Genomic DNA, 17,923 nt, shown 5'->3' with positions numbered 1-17,923 from the left:
GGGCCTACTGGTTGGTGGTGGCCATGCCGCGCCACTTCTCAAAGTTGGCCTTGTCCTGCGAGTCCGCAAAATCGCCGTTGTCCTGACCGGGCTTCATGCCCACCCAGTCCATCCAGGCACCAATATCACCATAGTGCGGCTCTTGGAACAGGGCTGGCATGGGCAACCACGCCTGGATGTATTTTTCCGGTTCGTTGGCAAAAATGTCCTGGCAGTGGTCCGAGCAAAAGTGGTATTTTTCGCCCTTGTACTCGGTCTCGCGGTGGCACAGCATGGTGGGGTCCCCCGGCTCGGTAAACACCACGGGCAGCTGGCAGGTCTGGCAGAGTTTGGCCAGACCGAAGTTCTTGAACGGTGTGCCAGCAGCGGCCAATTTCTTGATGTGGTCCCAGCGCGGACGGTAGTATTTGTCGAAGGTGGCCGGGTACTTGGCAGACAGCCAGTCCATGTCTTCATCCGACGGGATCCAGCTGTGAAAGGCAGTCCCAAAGCTCCACTGGTACAAGCCCAGCATGAACTGGTGCGACATGTGGTCAATCGCCGCTTCGGCATCTGCCCAGCCCTTGGGCGCACGAATGCCGTAGCGTGCCAGGTCTTTGAACAAAGCGCCACCGTTCTCCACACCGTAAATGTCCCAAGCTTCACGCCACGACATCACGCGTTTGGGCAGCATGTAGTCCATCATGGTGCTGACCAGGCCCAACACCCGCACACCACGCCAGAACCACTTGTCAATCCAGCCCTGCACAATGGGCAGGTTGGCCGGGTCTTGCTCCAGCATGAACTTGATGCATTCCAGACCCAGCGTCATGTGGCGGGCTTCATCCGACTGGGCCGAGAACCCGAAGGTCACCGTGGCCATGTCGCCGTTGTAGGCAGCGCCCGACATGAACGGCACGAACAGCAGGTTGGTCAGCACATATTCAAACGAGAAACCAATGGCGATCATGAACTCGAACGGGCCGGCCGACATGGCATCGTCAAAAAACGAGCGAGCCACCGAGGTGTACCAAATGCGGTCGCGCGAATCGGCAAAGGCGTGAAAGCCGTTGTAGTACTTGTTGTAATTCGACATCGCATGGATCTGCGTCTGCGCATGACGAATTTCATCAATCGCCTGCATCTGGCAGGCCACTTGCGTGCCGACGCCAGGAAATTCCCGCCCGGCGCGGGCAAACCCTTTGTGGGCGGCATATTCACCCGGGCTGATGGCTTGCAGGAAAATCTTCAGGGCGCTCAGGTAACGGGCATCGGTGATGTTGAGGTGGCCGTTGTTTTGCGCGTGCGCATCAATGATGGCGTAGAACTTGCGCTCTTTTTCGGCTTGGTATTTCCAGTACGAATCCATCGTCAGGCGAAACGGGTCTTCCCACTTGTCCCAGTCGTGTACCTTGATGCCTTCGTACGTCACATACGGAAAAGCGTCATCCATCTTTTGGTAGCTGATGGGCCAGCCAAGATCCCGGGTGAGCAGTTTGTATTTTTCTTTCAGCCCGAGTTTCTTTTTAGCAACTTTCATATCCATGTCAGTCTCCTTGTTAAGCGTTCCAGAAAAGCGAGAAGGTGTCTTCGGTCTCATCCACGTGACCACTCAGAGTGATCAGGTTGACTTGCAGCTCCTGCAGGTCGTAGGCACGGCCCACCTGCTCTTCGATGGTGGTGCGGTGGATGTCAAGCCGTCCCTCGGCGTTGATCTTCACCATGGCCGGGTCGCGGTTGACGATGGCGTGCGGGTTGTCAATCAAGATGGCATCAATGATTGGGCGGGTGTCTTCATTGGTTTGAAGGGCAATAAATACAGTGGACATGGTGGTCTTTCAGATCTCGATGCCGTTTTTCTTCATGCGGGCTTTGAACGCATCAACTTCCTCGCCAAGCGCTGCATCCGCACCTGAGCCAAGCGCCAGCTCAACAATGGGCAACATGGCCGTTGCGGCACGGTCGCGCCACGTCTTGGTCCATTCCTGCAACACCAGACGGTTGGCCTCGGATTCGCTGGCGGCGGTGCGCAGCACGGAATCCACCCACTTGCGCGTTTCACCAAACCAGTCGCTCATGAACTGGGTCAGCATGGCTACCGCTGAAGCACCGCGCACCGACAGAAAATCGTCCACGATGCGTTCGTAAACCAGCGGGTACAGAATGCCGTCGAGCGCGGCGTTTTGCGCCACAAACAACTCCATTGGGTCGCGCAGCACCAAGCAGTCTTCAACATAGCGGCGCAGGGGCTGCCAGGCTTCACCATCCAGCCAAGCGATCTTACCTTCGGCCAAAGCTTCGGTGTCACCCAGCAACAAGCCCAGCCGCGACAGGTACTGGGCAATGCCCAATTGGTCCATAGCGTGGTACATGCAGGGCTGGGTAAAGGTGGTGCCAAAACCATAGCCGCAAATAAAGGTGTTGTGCATGTTGGCACCCCAGGCGGCATGGCGCAAGGGCACCAGCACATTCAGGGCAATGCGCTTCAAATCGTCAGGCAGCATGGCATCCAGCCCCCGCGACTCGACAAAGTTGAAGTTGGCTTCGGTAGTGTCTTGCTGGCGGGCACGTGCCAGGGTATAGGTGCTGTAGTAATACTGGCGTGGGTCTTTCAACGCGTACCAGTCTTTCATCACGATTTTGGTGATGCTGGTGTCGTAGAGCGCCTGTTCCGGGTCCCAGGTGGGGCGGTAATGCAGGTTTTCAGCCGCCTGAATATCGTAGCTGCCTTCCTGGTAGCGCGATGCCGGCTTGTCGCCAAAGCGGCGAGCCAAATGATCGAAGGTGTTGCGCAGGGGCTCAATGCTGACCGTACGTAGATCAATTTGCATGGGTGGTTCCTCAGTTAGGTTTACTTGAATCGGGTTTTGGTGGCATCGGCCAGCCGCCAGTCCCAGTCGCTGCGTGGCTCGTCATGCGCACCATGCGGTGCCACCGGTGGGAGCATCTCGACCTGGTTGGTGGTGCAAAACTCGGCAAACGCGTCGCGGCCAAGAATCAGCTCCACAAACACTTCCGGCTCACCAATGGCGAAATCGAACTCGATGAACCCGTTGCCGCGCTCACCACGCAGGCGCACGAAACGCCGCGTGGTGTCCATGGGCTGGAGCTGTTCTTCAGGGGGCAAAACAGGTGCCATGGCTTGGGCTTTAGCTCACCACAGTCAGGAAGGTTTCGTGCAACTTGCGCTGCGGGTAGTCCAGGCCTTGACCAAAATTGTCAAAGGTCCAGGTGAGTGCTTCCTTGTAATCCGGGTACGGTTGATAGCCCCCCATGAAGGTCTCAAACCGGTTGCCCGAGGGATCCCACGCATAGATGGTGCAGCCACGCGTGACACCGTGGCGGGTGGGGCCAATATCGACCGGAGTCTTGTTGACCGACATGATGTCGCCGGCGCGCAGCACTTCTTCCCAGGTTTCCAACAGGAAAGAGCAGTGATGCAGCTTGCCCGGCTCGGGGTATTCGGCAAACGCAATGTCATGCACTTTGTGCCCACACGACAGCCAGATCGCGACATTGCCAGCACCATCCGGCGTCAGCACGCGCTCTACCAGGTAGAAACCCAGCACTTCGGTAAACAACTTTTGCACAGCTGCCACATTGGGGCCGTAGAGCAAGGCGTGGTCAAGACGCACCGGCGCAATGCCGCGCTCAGAATCTGCCGTCCAGGCCACTGGATTCACCAGGCCGCAACCATTGCCCACCGAGGTCTTTTCAGCATACAGTTCGATCAGGTGGCCGCTGGGAATCTCAAAGCGCACGCGCTCACCGGTTTCCAGCATGTCGCCAGCCGGGATGCGCTCGGTCTTCACGCCGTAGGCTTGCAAATCGGCATCAAGCTTGTTCAGTGTGGCGGTGTCAAGCACCTTGAAACCAAAAAAGTCCAGACCCGCACAGTCTGCCTGGCGAAGAATAAAACTGTTGTGGTCGCGTTCATCCCAACATTTGAAATAAACACGCCCCTGCGCATCACGACCGGTTTCCACCAGGCCAAGAATATCGCGGTAGTGACGCACACCTTCTTCAAGATCAAGCACCCGAATTTGCGCATGCCCTGGACGTAAAACACCTGTCATTGCCATATCTATCTCCTCTTGTTAAAAAACGAAACCAACTATTTCAGGAAACTTTTTTCAGATTCCTGCTTGCATACCGATCGCTTCATCCCACCAATCACACGCAGTTCAAGGTCGCTGCTCGGCGAGATCCGGCAGGCCAGAACGCGGCCATTCTTTTCGTCCTCTTCACTCACGTGTGAGCGGCTCATCACCTTTCGCTCAAGGCTGCCAGACACCACCTCGACCTTGCACACACCACAGGCACCACCCCGGCAACCCGCCGGAATGCCCCGTTTGCCCAGCTTCACCATGCCCTCCAGAACCGACTGATCTGAGTCGCATGGAAAACATTCGCCGGTTTCAATAATCCTGATTTGGAACGCTGACATAGGACTCACTCTTGACTGCCAAACAGCTGGATTTCCAAACCTGCAAACACCTGGCTCAGGGCGAAAAACAGACGCGCAAGCGGCGATGAATTGGGGGTGTATTTGCATGATGAAAACGTTGTCATGAAGACAACATCGCAATTTGTTTGCCAATATTTTTGAAAGCGCTGAAACCCGCATGATTCCAAGGGAAAACCCCTAAATCCAGGGACTTTTTCCTGGCTTTTTGCCCTGAAAAAACAGCGCTCTTAACCCCTGCCGAGAAAAGTTCCAGACATGAAAGCAATGGTCTAAATTTCATTTTTTATAAATTTATAAATCCGTAAAAATCATTCACAAATTTATAAAACTACTTATCTGCCAAGTTCATGATGCGGCTGTAAAGGCTTTTGAAACCATCACCCAGGTCGGCATCAAATCGCGGGTCGCCGTTGGCAGAAAAGGCGGTGTAAATCAGCATCCAGTCTTGTTCGGTCAGATGCTTGCGGGCTTCGGGAAGAATCGTTTGCTCTTCAAGATTCATATGGTTCCATTGCACCTGGGCAAACACATTGACCGCGCTGGCAACTGCGGCCAGCGCCTCGCCCGCATCACCTTGTACCGCGGCGAAATGTTCAACAGCCGTTTGCATCGCCTGCACCTGCGCACCGCCGTCTGCGTGTTGCGCACGCAGTTCCTTGATGGCCGCATCACACGTGCTGGTTCGTGCGGCCAGGCGCTCGAACAGATACGCGTCCTCCTTCGGGTGATGTAAGCGCTCTGGAAATGCATCAATGTAGTGAATCATCTGCAGCGCCAGCGGCACATCCAGCGTGGATTTACCCGCCACAGCATGTTCCACCAGATAAAGCAGGCCGCGCACCACAGCAGCCAGCGAGCGGTGCTCGTCCTGAATAATGGCAACCGCCATCTGCCCGTATGGGTCTGACTGGTTGCTTTCCACCGTGGCCACCAACACCGGAATGCGTGTGCTGGCGAGCACCTTTTGCGTTTGGGAGCCCAGCAGCAGCCCGCGAAGGCCCTTGCGCCCGTGTGAGGCCATGAAGATCAGGTCGCAAGCCTCGGCCCGGGCCACGTCAAGAATCACCTCGGCGGGTCGGTCACTGGTGCGGATGATGGATGTGCAGTCCACCCCGGCCGCTTTCGCAGCCGACTCGGCCTTTTGCAAAATGCCGCGCGCTTCGCCCGCCAGATGCTCCGAATAACGATCCGGGGCCACCGTGCGCTGCAACGCACCCTGATCCGTGGCACCAAAGTCGGCCTGCGCCGTAAAGAACGTGATGCGTGCGCCAAGTGCTGCCGCAAAGGACACGGCTTGGGAAACAATTTCAGTGGCCAGTCCCGATGCGTCGAGGGGAACCAGAAGGTGCTTGTACATGGGAATCTCTCGCAATATTCAAGGGAATAAATGTCAATGGCATCAATGCGTCAGCACTAGACAACAACGGGCTTTTTCTGACGCAACAAGAAGTGGCCCAGCGCCGGCAGCAAAATCAGCGCGCCCAACATGTTCCAGACAAACATGAAGGCCAACAAAATGCCCATATCCGCCTGAAACTTGATCGGTGAAAAAATCCAGGTAGCCACCGCAATGCCCAGCGTGATGCCAGTGAGCACCACCACCTTGCCGGTGAACAACAGCGCTTTGTAATAGGCCTCCGAGAGGCTTTTGCCCGCCTGCAACTGGGCCTGCGTCACCGTCAGCACATACAGCGCGTAATCCACCCCAATGCCGACCCCCAGCGCGATCACCGGCAGCGTAGCCACTTTCACGCCGATATTGAGCGCGACCATCAGCGCCTCGCACAACACCGAGGTCAGCATCAGCGGCAGCACCGCACACACCACCGCCCGCCAGGAGCGGAAGGTGACAAAGGCCAGCACAATCACCGCCAGATAGACCAGCATCAGCATTTCGGTGTTGGCTTTCTTGACCACCATGTTGGTGGCAGCCTCAATGCCGGCATTGCCCGCCGCAGACAAGAACTTGATCTCAGCGCTGTCATGCTTGGCGGCAAAAGCCTCTACCGTCTTGACCACGCTGTCCAGCGTATCGGCCTTGTGGTCCTTGAGGTAGGCATACACCGTCAGCAGGTCACAGTTCTGGTTGAACAACTCACGAGGGGCACGGGTAATGATCGAGTTGAGCATCTCCTGGCTGCGCGGAATCTCATACCACTTCAAGCTGCCTTCATTGAGTCCGGCTGCCGCTAGCTTGCTCAAACCCGCCAGTGAATTGGTGGCCTCCACACCGGGCAACTGCTTCAACTCTTGTTCCAGGGCATCCACTGCCATGATGGTGTCGTAGTGCGCGCAATGAAACTGCGGTGTTTTCACCATCACGATGTAGACATCCGAACTGGCGGCGTAGTTGGACACCATGAAGGCGTTGTCACGGTTGTAACGCGAGTCAGGTCGAAGCTCGGGGGCACCTTGATCGGTGTCGCCAATCTTGAGCTGGAAGCTGACCACTAGCCCGATGATGCCCATGATCGTTGCGACGACGATGGCGACAGTCGCCCACTTGCGCTGTGTGAACAGGTCAAGAAATGCCCAGAACGGGTGCTTGACATGACCGGCATCCTGCGCCTCAGCCAGCTCTGACTTCAGGCTGCGCCGGGCGGCTGTGGCACTCACGCCGGTATACGACAACAGAATGGGCAACAGAATCAGGTTGGTAAAAATCAGCACCGCCACGCCAATGCTAGCGGTAATAGCCAGATCCTGAATGACCTGAATCTGAATCACCATCAGCACCGCAAAGCCCACCGCATCGGCCAGCAGCGCGGTCACCCCAGCCAGAATCAGACGGCGAAAAGTGAAGCGCGCAGCCACCAGCTTGTGCGTCCCACGCCCAATGTCTTGCATGATGCCGTTCATTTTTTGCGCGCCATGGCTCATGCCGATGGCGAACACCAAAAATGGCACCAGCACCGAATAGGGGTCAAGCTCAAACCCCAGCGTGGGCAGCAGGCCCAGCAACCAGATCACGGCTACCACCGAACACGCCACCACCAGCAACGTGCTGCGAATACAGCGCGTATACCAGAACAGCACCACCGCACAAATGACGATGGCAATGGCAAAAAAGACCAACACCTGCTGCAAACCCGCCAGCAGATCACCCACCACTTTGGCAAAGCCGGTGACGTGAATCTTGATGTCGTCGGTCTCGTAGGTCTGGCGCAGTTTTTCGACCCGTTTGGAGAGGTCGTTGTAGTCAATGCGCGCGCCGGTGTCGGCGGCCTTTTCCTGCAGCGGCACCAGCACAATGCTGGACTTGAAGTTGGCCGCCACCAGCTGGCCAATTTCGCCCGAGCGTTCGACATTCAGACGCACCTGGTCGATGTTGGCGGGTGTGCCCGAGTAATCCTCGGGGATCACCGGGCCACCGTCCAGCCCCTCTTCGGTCACCCCGGTCCAGCGCACGGCAGGCGACCACAGGGATTTCATGAAGGGGCGGTCAACGCCAGGGTACAAAAAAACCTCGTCGTTAACCTTGCGCACCACCTCAAGATAGGCCGCGTCAAAAATCGTGCTGTTTTTGGTTTCAATGGCAATGCGCAAGTTGTTACCCGCACCGGCCAACTGCGAGCGGTTTTCAAGAAAATTGGCAATGTACGGGTGCTTGGTCGGAATCATCTTCTCGAACGCCGCATTCAGGGTCAGGCCAGTGGCCTGAAAACCCAGCACCACGGTGGCAATCAAACACAGCAGCACAATGACGAGCCGGTTGTTGAACAGCGCGCGTTCGATTAATGATCCTGATGCGGAGTCAAAGTCCTCCAGGGAAACAGCACCAACATCTGGTGAAGGGGCCACATAACTCATTTCTTTTGCTCCGAATTCAGGGCGCTGGCTGCAACACGCACCGCGCCGTGCTGGGTGGACAGCACCAGTGATCCATCAGCAGCTTCCACCACGCCGGTTGCTGCATTCATTTTTGTCACGCCAGGGTTGACAAACTGCGTACCGTCGCGACTGACCAGCACGCGCCCGGTTTCATCGGCCACCACCCAGCGGCCATCGCGCAGACGGGTACCCGCCGTCAGCGTGATGGGTTGGACAAAGTCCACCTTAGTCCAGCTGGTGCCCTGGTCTGGTGAGACAAAGGCATTGCCACGCAGTCCAAAGACCAGGGTGTTGCCACCGGGCACCGCGAGCGCACCAAACAAGGTGCCGGCATAAGGGCTTGACATGGCGGTGAAGCGCTGACCAGCCTCGCTGACCCGGTAAAGCGCGCCTTGTTCGCCAGTCAGCAAAAGCTCAGTGCCAGCGACTGCAAAGTGGTAAAGATGCCGACTCTTCGGGTTGTCCACCAGACCGAGCTGCGACACCCAGGTTTTGCCACCATCACGAGTAGCGAAAATCAGGCCATAAGCCCCGACGACCAGACCGTTTTGCTCGTCAAAAAAATAAACGTCCAAAAAGGGTTTGTCTGCCCCCTCTGTCACCATGCGTTGCGCATCGCGCTGGCGCCTTGCACCGGCTTCCGCATTACTTTGCATGGCCGCATCCGCAGCTGCCAGCTCAATTTGCGCCGCTTGCTTGCCATCCAACTGACGCGCCCAGTTCTCGCCGCTGTCTGTGGTTTTCAACACCACGCCACTGTGGCCCACGGCCCAGCCGGTGCTGGCGGTGGCAAAGCGGACGTTGGTCAAGGTGACGCTGGTTGGCACCACCTTGGCCTGGCGCCAAGTCTGACCGTTGTCGTCACTGAGCAGGATGATGCCCGCCTCACCCACAGCCACCACACGCTGGCCAGCGATTGCCACAGCATTCAATACCGCCGACTTGGCCCGCTCGGACAGGCGGGCTGGCATGTCCAGCACATCCATGCGCCCGCCCACCTCTGCTTTGCTGGCAGTTGCGGCACCACCTATCAGCGGGCTGGCACAGCCCAAAAAGACGGCAGCAGCAAGCCACCGCCGCGTCAAACCACGTGCGTCCATTGATCGATTCCCAAAATTGATTGCCCAAAACCCGTGAATCCGGGATCGGCAGAACCTACCAAGAGGGAAACTCGTTCCCCCTGGGCAGGCTTGTTTGCTTAGCGGCTTGCGTCGGCAGCCACTGCGTCACCGGTAAAGTAGTTTTCCGATTTGCGCTTTGACAACACCTTGAAAGAGCCACCATTAAGCGACTGCACCATACTCATGGTGCCCTTTTGCAGGTCAAACACCGTCACGGGTTTGATGACCACTGCCGGAATGGCGGGCACCACATAAGGGAACACTTGCGTGGTGCGCCACAGCTTGCCCTCGGGGTCGTAGCCGTCCATCAACGTCAGCAGCCAGGTGTCCTCGTCAAGGTAATAACGACGCTTGGGAACGGCATGACGTTTGCCAGCGGCCACGGTGGCCTCAACCTCCCAGACACGGTGCAACTCCCAGCGCAGCTTGTCCGGATTCATGTGTCGCTTGGCAAACGCATCTTCTTCAGAAGCGGTGACCAGGGCATTTGCGTTGTAGGGCACATACATTTCCTTCTTGCCCACTAGCTTCCACTGGTAGCGGTCCGGGTGGCCCATGATGCCCATCACTTCATCAAAGTAATTGGCACCGGAGGACACAAAGTCAGGCGTGTCATAAGCCACGGTGGGGGCGCGGCGAACCCGGCGCTGGCCAACCAAGTACTGCCAGGTCTGACGTGGTGTGGCCACATCCACACCGTCACGAATCACCAGTGACTCGCCCGCCTTGAACGGTGGTGCAACGGTGGAAAAGCGTTGCAGAAAATACTCGCCGCTCCACTTTTCCACAGAACCGTCCTTGTAATAGAACGGGTATTGGTTGGCCTGGTCGTTTTGCGTGGCCAGGGTGCGCATGCCATCGGAAGTACCCACAATGTTCTTGAACGAGACCTCGGTGGACTCGGCCTCGACACGCAGCAGGTAGTTCCAGATCGCCTCGGCACCATCCTTGGGTATAGGGAATGGAATGCCGCCAAAGCACCCCTCGACCGAATAGCCACCCGCCTTGGTCTTGCAGTTGGTCGCATTTTTGAACGTGTTGTCGTACACGTACTGGGGTGCCACAGCGGTGCGGTGCGTTGGGTACACATCGACCCGGAAAGTGTCAGGGTACTTCTTCAGCAGCGCCTGGGTACCTTCGCTCAGCTTATCGGCGTACTGGGTCATGTTTTTGGCCGAAATCTGCACCACTGGCTTCTCGCTGGCAAACACCTGCGTGGGAATGTCGCCCGCCTTGGGCGTGGCGGCCACGCTTGTCTTGCCGTCCCAAGCCGGAATGCTGCCATCTTTGTTGGCGGTTTTTTCGCCACCAAAAGGCGTGAGTGTGGTTTTCAACTTGGCGGCCTCATCGGCACCGACCGCCGCAAAGTTGCTGGTGGTACCGGTCATCAGCGCAACAACGGTCGCGCACAACATGGTTTTTTTCATGATTACAGTCTCGAAATAATGGATTGGCTTAGAAGGTGCGCTGGATTGACAGAGAAATGAAATCCCGGTCGCCATGGAAGTTGTCGTAAGAAAGTGTCGGTGCGGGGGTGTTGTACTTGATTACCGAACCGCCATTCCCGAAGTAATGGGTGTAGCTCAGGCCCGCTTGCCAAGTCTTTTTGTAATCCGCCTTAATACCCAAGCTGATGTTGCCATTGCCCTCTGAAGGCATCAGCGAGCCCACACCCGCCACCGATGATCGACCACTGATGCCGTAGGACAGGCCTATCGGCACCTGAAGGTCTAGTCCCGGCAACACTTGAAAATACTCCGGCTGGAACACCAACTGGATGGCGCTGGCACTTTCGGTCGCCATTGGATCAAGTGCAGCTTCGTTCTTGGTAATCTTCATCCGCTGGTTGTAAGCAAATTCACCGACGAAACTAGCCCCCTGCCACAGCGGACTAGCACCCAACACAGTGATCGCCGACAGATTGAGGTGCAGCGTATCGCCCACTGGATAGGCTGGGTTGTCATTACCGTTAAAGGCTGTTCCGCCCGGTAATATCATGGTGTTACCAATGGCCATCAAGGGTTGGTTGGTGCGAAAAGAAAGCTCGCCCGCCACATTGGTTTCACCGAGCAGAGTACTGAAACTGGCACCGTAAGTTTTGATCTTTTCCCCATAGACCATGACGTAGTCGCCGATGTCCGTCCCCCCACGGGGATTCACGCCTGGACGTACATAAAACTGCGGCATCTTGTCGTGAAATTGAGCAACATAGAGGCCGTACTCGGTATCGCCGACCTTGAATTTCACTTGGGCACCTCCCTGGCCGGAATCACTGGCCTTCATATCCTCGCCACGATGAACCGAGGGTCCCCCCAGCAAGATATTTTCACCCCCCGCATCAGTAAAATCAGCAAAACTGAAGTAGCTGCCCACCCCCGGAAGACGGTTTTTCTTCCACTCAAATTGGTAGTACGCACCGACAGTCAACCCGGGATTGATCTGGACCTGGGTCGACAATTGCTGCACCGGCATCGCAACCTCCTTGAACTGAGAATTGGGCACTGAAAGTGCCCGCGCCAAATCAAGCGGTGTCTGCGCCCCCGCAATGCCGTTGTATCCGAAGAAAAGGCTTTCGCCATAAAGCTGGGTAAACTGCCCCAGCTTGACATTCACGTTCATATCATTCGGCGCGAAACTGCCGTAGACAAAAGCATCCTGGAATTCAGCCTTGCGGCCATGTATAGCGCGCGTGGCATCCGTGAACTGGTTGTAGGGCACCGATGTGGAATTAACCAGCGCACCCCCCATGACACCAGCGTTGTCATTGCTTCGGTTGTAGATTTCGTCGTACCACGCGGCACCACTGATGCGCAAGCCGAAGTTTTTCTTATAGCGAAGATCAAACTCAGACAGCCAATCCACACGGTTGGAAATCATCGCGCCCTTTTTAAAGTTGAGATCGCCATCATTGGTGTTCACCTGAACTCCAATCGAGTTGTCCGCAATCTTGCTATCAACATCCGCGACGCGCCAGCCAGCACTGTACTTAAAGGTGTTATCCCAAGACATTTTGATGTCCGGGTTATCAGTTTCAATCCCTACTGCGTGAGCTGAACCAAAGGCCCCGATCCCACCGAGAATCATCCCAATGACATTACGAAGATGTCGTGTCATGGGAAAGTTTCGAATCTGCCGAGTGCGTTGACTCTTTCTCATCTGCTGCTCCTAAATTTATATCTTTTGAGGTTTTTCAATCCAATGGTGATCTTTCGTTAAAAGTCACAACCATCTGGTTCAAGGCCCCAAATTTACGCAACAGATGAATTACCGTCCAATACTAATGAAGCCGCTCTGTAATGCGTTTTAGGTATGGATTAGGCTGTAGTTACCGTATCCAGCGAATACACAAAGGAAATTCGCTGCACATGCTTGCCGAAGCTGATTTTGGTAGGAGGTTTCAGTCGGCCACTCACTAGTCATGCATAAAATGGTGGAATACCTTTGCCTTCATGCACTCAATGTATGAAATCGCGTACTTTGACATCAATAAGTCAACGGAATAAATTCGGAGTCACGTATGGATATTCGGCATCTCAAATCCTTCATCGTGGTCGCCGAGGAGCTAAATATCGGACGCGCCGCGTTGCGTTTGCATATTTCGCAGCCACCACTGACGCGGCAGATTCAGCAACTGGAACAAGAACTCAATGTTCAGTTGTTTGTCCGCACGCCGCGCGGTGTAGAGCTGACGCAAGCAGGAAACATGTTTCTGTCGGAAGCCAGAAATATTCGGCATTTGATGGAACAAGCTGTAGAGCGCACTGTTCGCGCTGGTCAAGGTAAGCTTGGCCGACTTGACATCGGGATCTTTGGGACGGGTATTTTTAGTGTGATTCCCGAATTACTACATCTGTTCCGTGTCACTCATCCTGGTGTCAGAGTCGTTTTGCATACGATGTCCAAGGGTGAGCAAATTGAAGCATTGCGACAAAAACGGATAACGATCGGCTTTCATCGCATGCCACTCCTGCACCCAGACATTGAAAACTCATTGATCATCAACGAGCCTCTTTATTTGGCACTAAATGAAGAACACCCGTTGAACAAACAAGGAACCATTTCATTCCGGGAATTGGAAAATCATCCGCTAGTGTTGTTCCCAACGGGTGATCGCCCAAATTTCGTTGATAAAGTCATCGAACTCTGCAGTGGTGTGGGTTTCATGCCAGACATTTCCCAAGTTGTGGGTGATGCTGTCACGGGAATCGCACTGGTTTCTGCTGGCTTGGGAGTCACCATCGTCCCGAAGTCAGTGACAACTCTTAGGATTCCTAAGGTTGTCTATCGCCTTTTTGAAAATACGTTTCCTGCCTATGTGGACCTTAGTTGTGTCCATCGCAAAGATGATTCGTCCGCAATACTGCACGCATTCTTGGCGGTTATAGAAGATTTTAAAACGACCTGGAACGAACAGTACGATTAGGTCGTCTTGCATTTTCAAGTCCCAAGCAAGAACCCACACCCAAAGGAATCACATGCCAGCCGCCTCAAGCACAGCACGTCTTGAAGCCCGTATCAGCTTTGATCTCCATGCCACACTCAAGCGTGCTGCTGAATGACAGAGCCACACAATGACCGACTTCGTGGTGAGTGCGGTCTAGGATGCCGCACAAAGAGCCATCAAGCAAGCCGAGGTCATTTGTTTGTCTTTGGCTGATCAGTCATACTTTGCCCAGGCTCTACTCAATCCACCTGAACCTACACCGACCATGGTGCGTATCTTTGCCAGTCGTGCCAAGCTATTGAAACCAGGATGAGTGGCTGTCAATCTCAAGTCGCTCAACTTGATGGTGGTCATGAGTGATCGGAATTTCATAGCGGGTCAGAGCCGCTGGATAGCTATTTCAAACAACAAGTCACGCAGGATGTTCACCGCCGCGTGACGGCTTGTTATGTCGCGCTGGCCGACCATCAGCGAATTGCAGGCTACGACACACTGGCATCTGCCTTGGTATTGCTTTCAGATTTGCCTGTGGCGTTGATTAAAAAGTTGCCACGTTATCCAACGGTTCCGGCGATACGGATAGTGCGCTTGGCCCTTGATAAGGAATTAAGGCAACGCTGAACAAGTACCGTCAAAGTAGCGCGAAGCTATCAGTAGTCGAGATTGTGCTCAAGTGAGCTCGCGTTGACCCCTTTGGGGGCTGTTTGGCGGGCTGGCCGCCCTCTATCGCGCCCTCATGGACGCACCTGTGCCATCAACCGCTCTCGGCACAGATAGATATTGGCCAGTGCCAACGCCGTAAATGCCCGTGTTGCATTCTTTTGCAGTCCGCGGTAACGCACCTTGCCAAATCCCCACAGGCGCTTGACCACCGCAAACACGTGCTCCAACGCGTGAGCGGATTTTGGATTTGTTGTGATTCCTGGCTTTGAGTTCTTCGTTGACCAAACCATTGCGCCGGGTACGCTGATTGGTGAAGTCTTTGGCCTTGGGCGCTGCACTGTGGATCAACTCCTTCTGGCTGGCATAAGCACTGTCACCATAGACGCGTTGCTCGTTGCCATGCAACAAATCTGGCAACGGATGTTTGCCATGCACGTTGGCCGCTGTGACCACAGCGTGGTGCGTCAGACCACTTTGGCTGTCCACACCGATGTGCAACTTCATGCCAAAGTACCACTGCTGGCCCTTGCGGGTTTGGTGCATGTCCGGGTCACGGGCCTTGTCGACATTCTTGGTCGAACTCGGTGCGTCAATGATGGTGGCATCCACAATGGTCAGGTTGGGACGTGTTCAGCGTTGCCTTAGGACCACTCAACAGCCGCCGAAAGCATATAGCCCGACCCGTACACGGTTTTGATGATCTTGGGCTGCTGCGGATCAACTTCCAGTTTTCGGCGCAAGCGCGAAATCCGCACGTCGATACTGCGGTCCAGCGGTGAGATATTGCGTTGCCCAAAGAGCTGCTCACGGGTCAGGATTTGGTACGGATGCTCCAGGAACACGCGCAGCACATGAATCTCTGCCGTTCCCAGAAAATTGTCTTGTCCATCCGGAGAACACAGCAGATTGGCGGAGCAATCCAGCCGCCAGCCAAGAAAACTGGCATAGCGGCACGGCCGATTGACGCTACCGCTGCCTGACGCGGTGCGGCGTCGCAAAACGCTGCGCACCCGTGCCACCAACTCGCGTGGCTCGAATGGTTTCACCACATAGTCGTCAGCGCCCAACTCCAGACCCATGACCCGGTCAATGGTTTGCCCCCGGCCTGTCACCACCAGCAGACCACAGGAGCTCACCCGCGTGATATGGGACATCAATTCGATACCATCCATGTCTGGCAAGCCCAAGTCAACAATGCACAAATCGGGTCGCTCCAATTTCAGGCGCCGAATGACCGTTGCGGCTGTACTGAACACTTCGACATGAAAACCGAACTCGGCCAGGTTGCGTTGCATGATTTGCGCCACACCGCTGTCGTCCTCAACTATGTAGATCAGTGCGTTCAGCGGGCTGGGTGCCACTGGGGAAGGGCTGCTCATTGACGCTCCAAGCGCTGCAAGGCCACAGCCAGCTGTGCCTTGGAAAACGGCTTGGCCAACAGGGGTGCTGGCAGTGACGCACCGGTTTCAGGGGCGAATCCGCTCATCAACAAAACTTTGGGAATGTCCCCGCGCGCCAAGGCCTGGCGCGCAACGTCGCGGCCATCCACCCCCCCGGGCATGGCAATATCAGACAGCAGCAAATTAATTTTTGACACACCCCGCAATATAGCTTGTGCCTCGACACCGTTTTCAGCTTCTACAACCGAATACCCCAGATCCAGCAAGTTGCGCCTAGCCAGCTGCCTGACACCTGCGTCGTCCTCGACCAGCAAGCAAAGCCCCTGGCTGTTTGGCGCAGGCATCGCGCCGGGTCGTGCCAAGTCTGCAACCGCTTCATAGGCCGGCAACAACAGGCTAAAGCAGGTGCCCTGCCCCAGCGCGCTGTCAATGTCAATTGCGCCAGCCGTCTGGCGCACAAATCCATAAACCATCGATAAACCCAGGCCATTGCCTTTGCCTGCAGGCTTGGTCGTGAAAAATGGCTCGAAGGCACGCGACCGGGTGACTTCATCCATGCCACAACCAAAGTCGCGAACCTGTACACGCACATAGTTACCGGTAGGCAAATGCCACTGGAAGGCGTTGGATGGGTTCAATGACACTGTGCTGCAAGCCACTGAAATCAGGCCCTTTGAGTCGCTGGCATCACGAGCATTAAGGATCAGATTGAGCACCGCGTTTTGAAACTGGTTGGGGTTCATCCGCACCATCAGCGGGGGTTTCGCAACCTGAACATCCAAAGTCAGCGCGCTGGGCAAGGTACGCGACACCAGACGCTCCACATGCAGAAGCTGGGTGTTGATGTCCACCACCTCGGGCTCCAGGGGCTGCTTGCGCGAAAAGCTGAGTAACCCATTGATGAGCTCTGAGCCACGTTGCGCCGCTTCGATGGCAGGCACCACAAACTCCTCGATCAGCGGGGCAATGCTGGTTTGCTCAGACAAGGCCGCCAAGTTGCCCAGGATGACGGTGAGGATATTGTTGAAATCATGTGCCAGGCCGCCAGTCAGTTGGCCCACAGCCTCCATCTTCTGCGCCTGTGCCAGCAACTGGTGCGAATGCCGCTCGGCGCTGATGTCAAAGGTCAGCTCAAAACACCCAATCACCTGGCCATCAGCACCCACTTCGGGGATCAGGGTCGTGCGAACCCCCCGGGTATGGCTGTCAACCGTATGGACATCGTATTCAAAAGTCACAGGTGTGCCAGCCAGTGCTTTGCCGATGTTGGGCTTGATCTGCGCGTAGGTGTCGGCACCAAGAAACTCTTTGGCGCTGATGTGTTGCGGCTCACTTGTGTCCAGTCCAAACCAGTCGCGGTAGCCGCGATTCACGTAGTGGTAGTTGCGATGCCGGTCGAAATACGCAATCAGCGCCGGAATCGAGTCGGTGATCAAGCGCATCCGGGCTTCGCTTTGGAGCAGCGAACGCGACATGGCTTCCTTGTCGCTGAGTGTTTGGCGCAACTCGGTGTTGATTTCGCTCAGGGCCAAGGTCCGCTCCTGCACCCGTGCTTCCATCTGCCGTGTTTGGTCGTGGATCAGACGCTTTTGCCGGTGCTGCTCGGTGACATCAGAGTACAGCGTGATGAAACCATGACCAGGGACCGGAACACCATATATTCTCAAGACGGTACCGCTGGGACGGATGCGCTCGAACACATGCGGCTTGAACGATTGCGCCATTGTCATTCGGGCACGAATCAGCGGCTCAATATCCCCTTGGCCGTACTCACCACGCTCGGCGTTGAAGCGCATGAAACTCTCAAACGGCGCGCCCACGTAGACCATGGACGGCGGGAATTCAAGCAAATCGAGAAAGGCCTGATTCCAGGCCACGATTTGCAGCTTCTCATCGATCAGCGTGAAGCCCTGATCGATCAGGTCAAGTCCAGCCTGCAGCGATTCCAGTCGGTGTTTGAGCGAGGCAGCATCGCTGATGGGTGCAATGGACATAAAGTATCAAAAATGGCGGGAAG

General features: G+C 55.7%; 15 protein-coding genes and 2 pseudogenes. 2 read left to right on the top strand and 15 right to left on the bottom strand.

Translation table 11 applies throughout. From position 1 onward, the window contains the following. Nucleotides 1-4: 4 nt before the first annotated feature. The 12 genes from LDN84_RS03060 to LDN84_RS03005 form a co-directional block, all read right to left on the bottom strand. Nucleotides 5-1,525, bottom strand: a complete 1,521-nt coding sequence (locus LDN84_RS03060) for a YHS domain-containing protein (RefSeq protein WP_223907992.1) — start codon at nt 1,523-1,525, stop codon at nt 5-7. A 13-nt stretch (nt 1,526-1,538) separates the two neighbouring features. After that, nucleotides 1,539-1,808: an MmoB/DmpM family protein gene (locus tag LDN84_RS03055; RefSeq protein ID WP_223907989.1), complete on the bottom strand. Its 270-nt coding sequence runs from the start codon at nt 1,806-1,808 to the stop codon at nt 1,539-1,541. Nucleotides 1,809-1,817: 9 nt separating this feature from the next. After that, nucleotides 1,818-2,810: an aromatic/alkene monooxygenase hydroxylase subunit beta gene (locus LDN84_RS03050; protein ID WP_223907986.1), complete on the bottom strand. Its 993-nt coding sequence runs from the start codon at nt 2,808-2,810 to the stop codon at nt 1,818-1,820. Nucleotides 2,811-2,830: 20 nt separating this feature from the next. After that, on the bottom strand, nt 2,831-3,118 hold the full coding sequence (locus LDN84_RS03045) for a phenol hydroxylase subunit (RefSeq protein ID WP_223907983.1): 288 nt from the start codon (nt 3,116-3,118) through the stop codon (nt 2,831-2,833). Between the two features lie 10 nt (nt 3,119-3,128). Next, on the bottom strand, nt 3,129-4,061 hold the full coding sequence (locus LDN84_RS03040) for a catechol 2,3-dioxygenase (protein WP_223907980.1): 933 nt from the start codon (nt 4,059-4,061) through the stop codon (nt 3,129-3,131). 32 nt (nt 4,062-4,093) lie between these two features. Continuing rightward, a complete protein-coding gene (locus LDN84_RS03035; RefSeq protein ID WP_223907977.1) occupies nt 4,094-4,426 on the bottom strand; it encodes a 2Fe-2S iron-sulfur cluster-binding protein in 333 nt (110 codons plus the stop codon). 121 nt (nt 4,427-4,547) lie between these two features. Further along, nucleotides 4,548-4,727, bottom strand: a complete 180-nt coding sequence (locus LDN84_RS03030) for a hypothetical protein (protein WP_223907975.1) — start codon at nt 4,725-4,727, stop codon at nt 4,548-4,550. 48 nt (nt 4,728-4,775) lie between these two features. Further along, complete coding sequence (locus LDN84_RS03025; RefSeq protein WP_223907971.1) at nt 4,776-5,804, bottom strand: universal stress protein; 1,029 nt, start codon at nt 5,802-5,804, stop codon at nt 4,776-4,778. Nucleotides 5,805-5,860: 56 nt separating this feature from the next. Beyond that, complete coding sequence (locus LDN84_RS03020; protein ID WP_223907968.1) at nt 5,861-8,257, bottom strand: efflux RND transporter permease subunit; 2,397 nt, start codon at nt 8,255-8,257, stop codon at nt 5,861-5,863. Beyond that, entirely contained in the window at nt 8,254-9,378 is a 1,125-nt protein-coding gene (locus LDN84_RS03015; RefSeq protein ID WP_223907965.1) for a WD40/YVTN/BNR-like repeat-containing protein, read from the bottom strand. The genes LDN84_RS03020 and LDN84_RS03015 overlap by 4 nt, the downstream gene beginning before the upstream one ends. A gap of 98 nt (nt 9,379-9,476) precedes the next feature. After that, nucleotides 9,477-10,826 (bottom strand): DUF1329 domain-containing protein, encoded by a 1,350-nt coding sequence (locus LDN84_RS03010; RefSeq protein ID WP_223907963.1) that lies wholly within the window; start codon nt 10,824-10,826, stop codon nt 9,477-9,479. Between the two features lie 28 nt (nt 10,827-10,854). Continuing rightward, the gene (locus LDN84_RS03005) at nt 10,855-12,513 is read right to left on the bottom strand and encodes a DUF1302 domain-containing protein (RefSeq protein WP_223907961.1); all 1,659 of its coding nucleotides are present in this window, start codon (nt 12,511-12,513) and stop codon (nt 10,855-10,857) included. A 403-nt stretch (nt 12,514-12,916) separates the two neighbouring features. On the opposite strand from LDN84_RS03005, the gene LDN84_RS03000 reads away from it, so the two are divergent. Both LDN84_RS03000 and LDN84_RS23145 read left to right on the top strand, forming a co-directional pair. After that, nucleotides 12,917-13,822 carry a LysR family transcriptional regulator gene (locus LDN84_RS03000; RefSeq protein ID WP_223907959.1) on the top strand — a complete coding sequence of 302 codons (906 nt, stop codon included), beginning with the start codon at nt 12,917-12,919 and terminating at the stop codon, nt 13,820-13,822. A gap of 190 nt (nt 13,823-14,012) precedes the next feature. Then, a pseudogene (locus LDN84_RS23145) lies at nt 14,013-14,156 on the top strand (type II toxin -antitoxin system TacA 1-like antitoxin); the annotation flags it as partial. Between the two features lie 421 nt (nt 14,157-14,577). Here the strand turns inward: LDN84_RS23145 and LDN84_RS02990 are convergent. The 3 genes and pseudogenes from LDN84_RS02990 to LDN84_RS02980 all read right to left on the bottom strand — a co-directional run. Then, nucleotides 14,578-15,121, bottom strand: a pseudogene (locus tag LDN84_RS02990) (IS5 family transposase); the annotation flags it as partial. A 26-nt stretch (nt 15,122-15,147) separates the two neighbouring features. After that, nucleotides 15,148-15,885: a response regulator transcription factor gene (locus tag LDN84_RS02985; protein ID WP_223907955.1), complete on the bottom strand. Its 738-nt coding sequence runs from the start codon at nt 15,883-15,885 to the stop codon at nt 15,148-15,150. After that, complete coding sequence (locus LDN84_RS02980; protein ID WP_223907952.1) at nt 15,882-17,900, bottom strand: PAS-domain containing protein; 2,019 nt, start codon at nt 17,898-17,900, stop codon at nt 15,882-15,884. The genes LDN84_RS02985 and LDN84_RS02980 overlap by 4 nt, the downstream gene beginning before the upstream one ends. Nucleotides 17,901-17,923: the final 23 nt, after the last annotated feature.

It is taken from the genome of Rhodoferax lithotrophicus (genome assembly GCF_019973615.1).
Taxonomy (GTDB): domain Bacteria; phylum Pseudomonadota; class Gammaproteobacteria; order Burkholderiales; family Burkholderiaceae_C; genus Rhodoferax; species Rhodoferax lithotrophicus.
The sequence above is the reverse complement of the archived record's forward strand: the minus strand, read 5'-3'. Positions and strand labels throughout refer to the sequence as shown.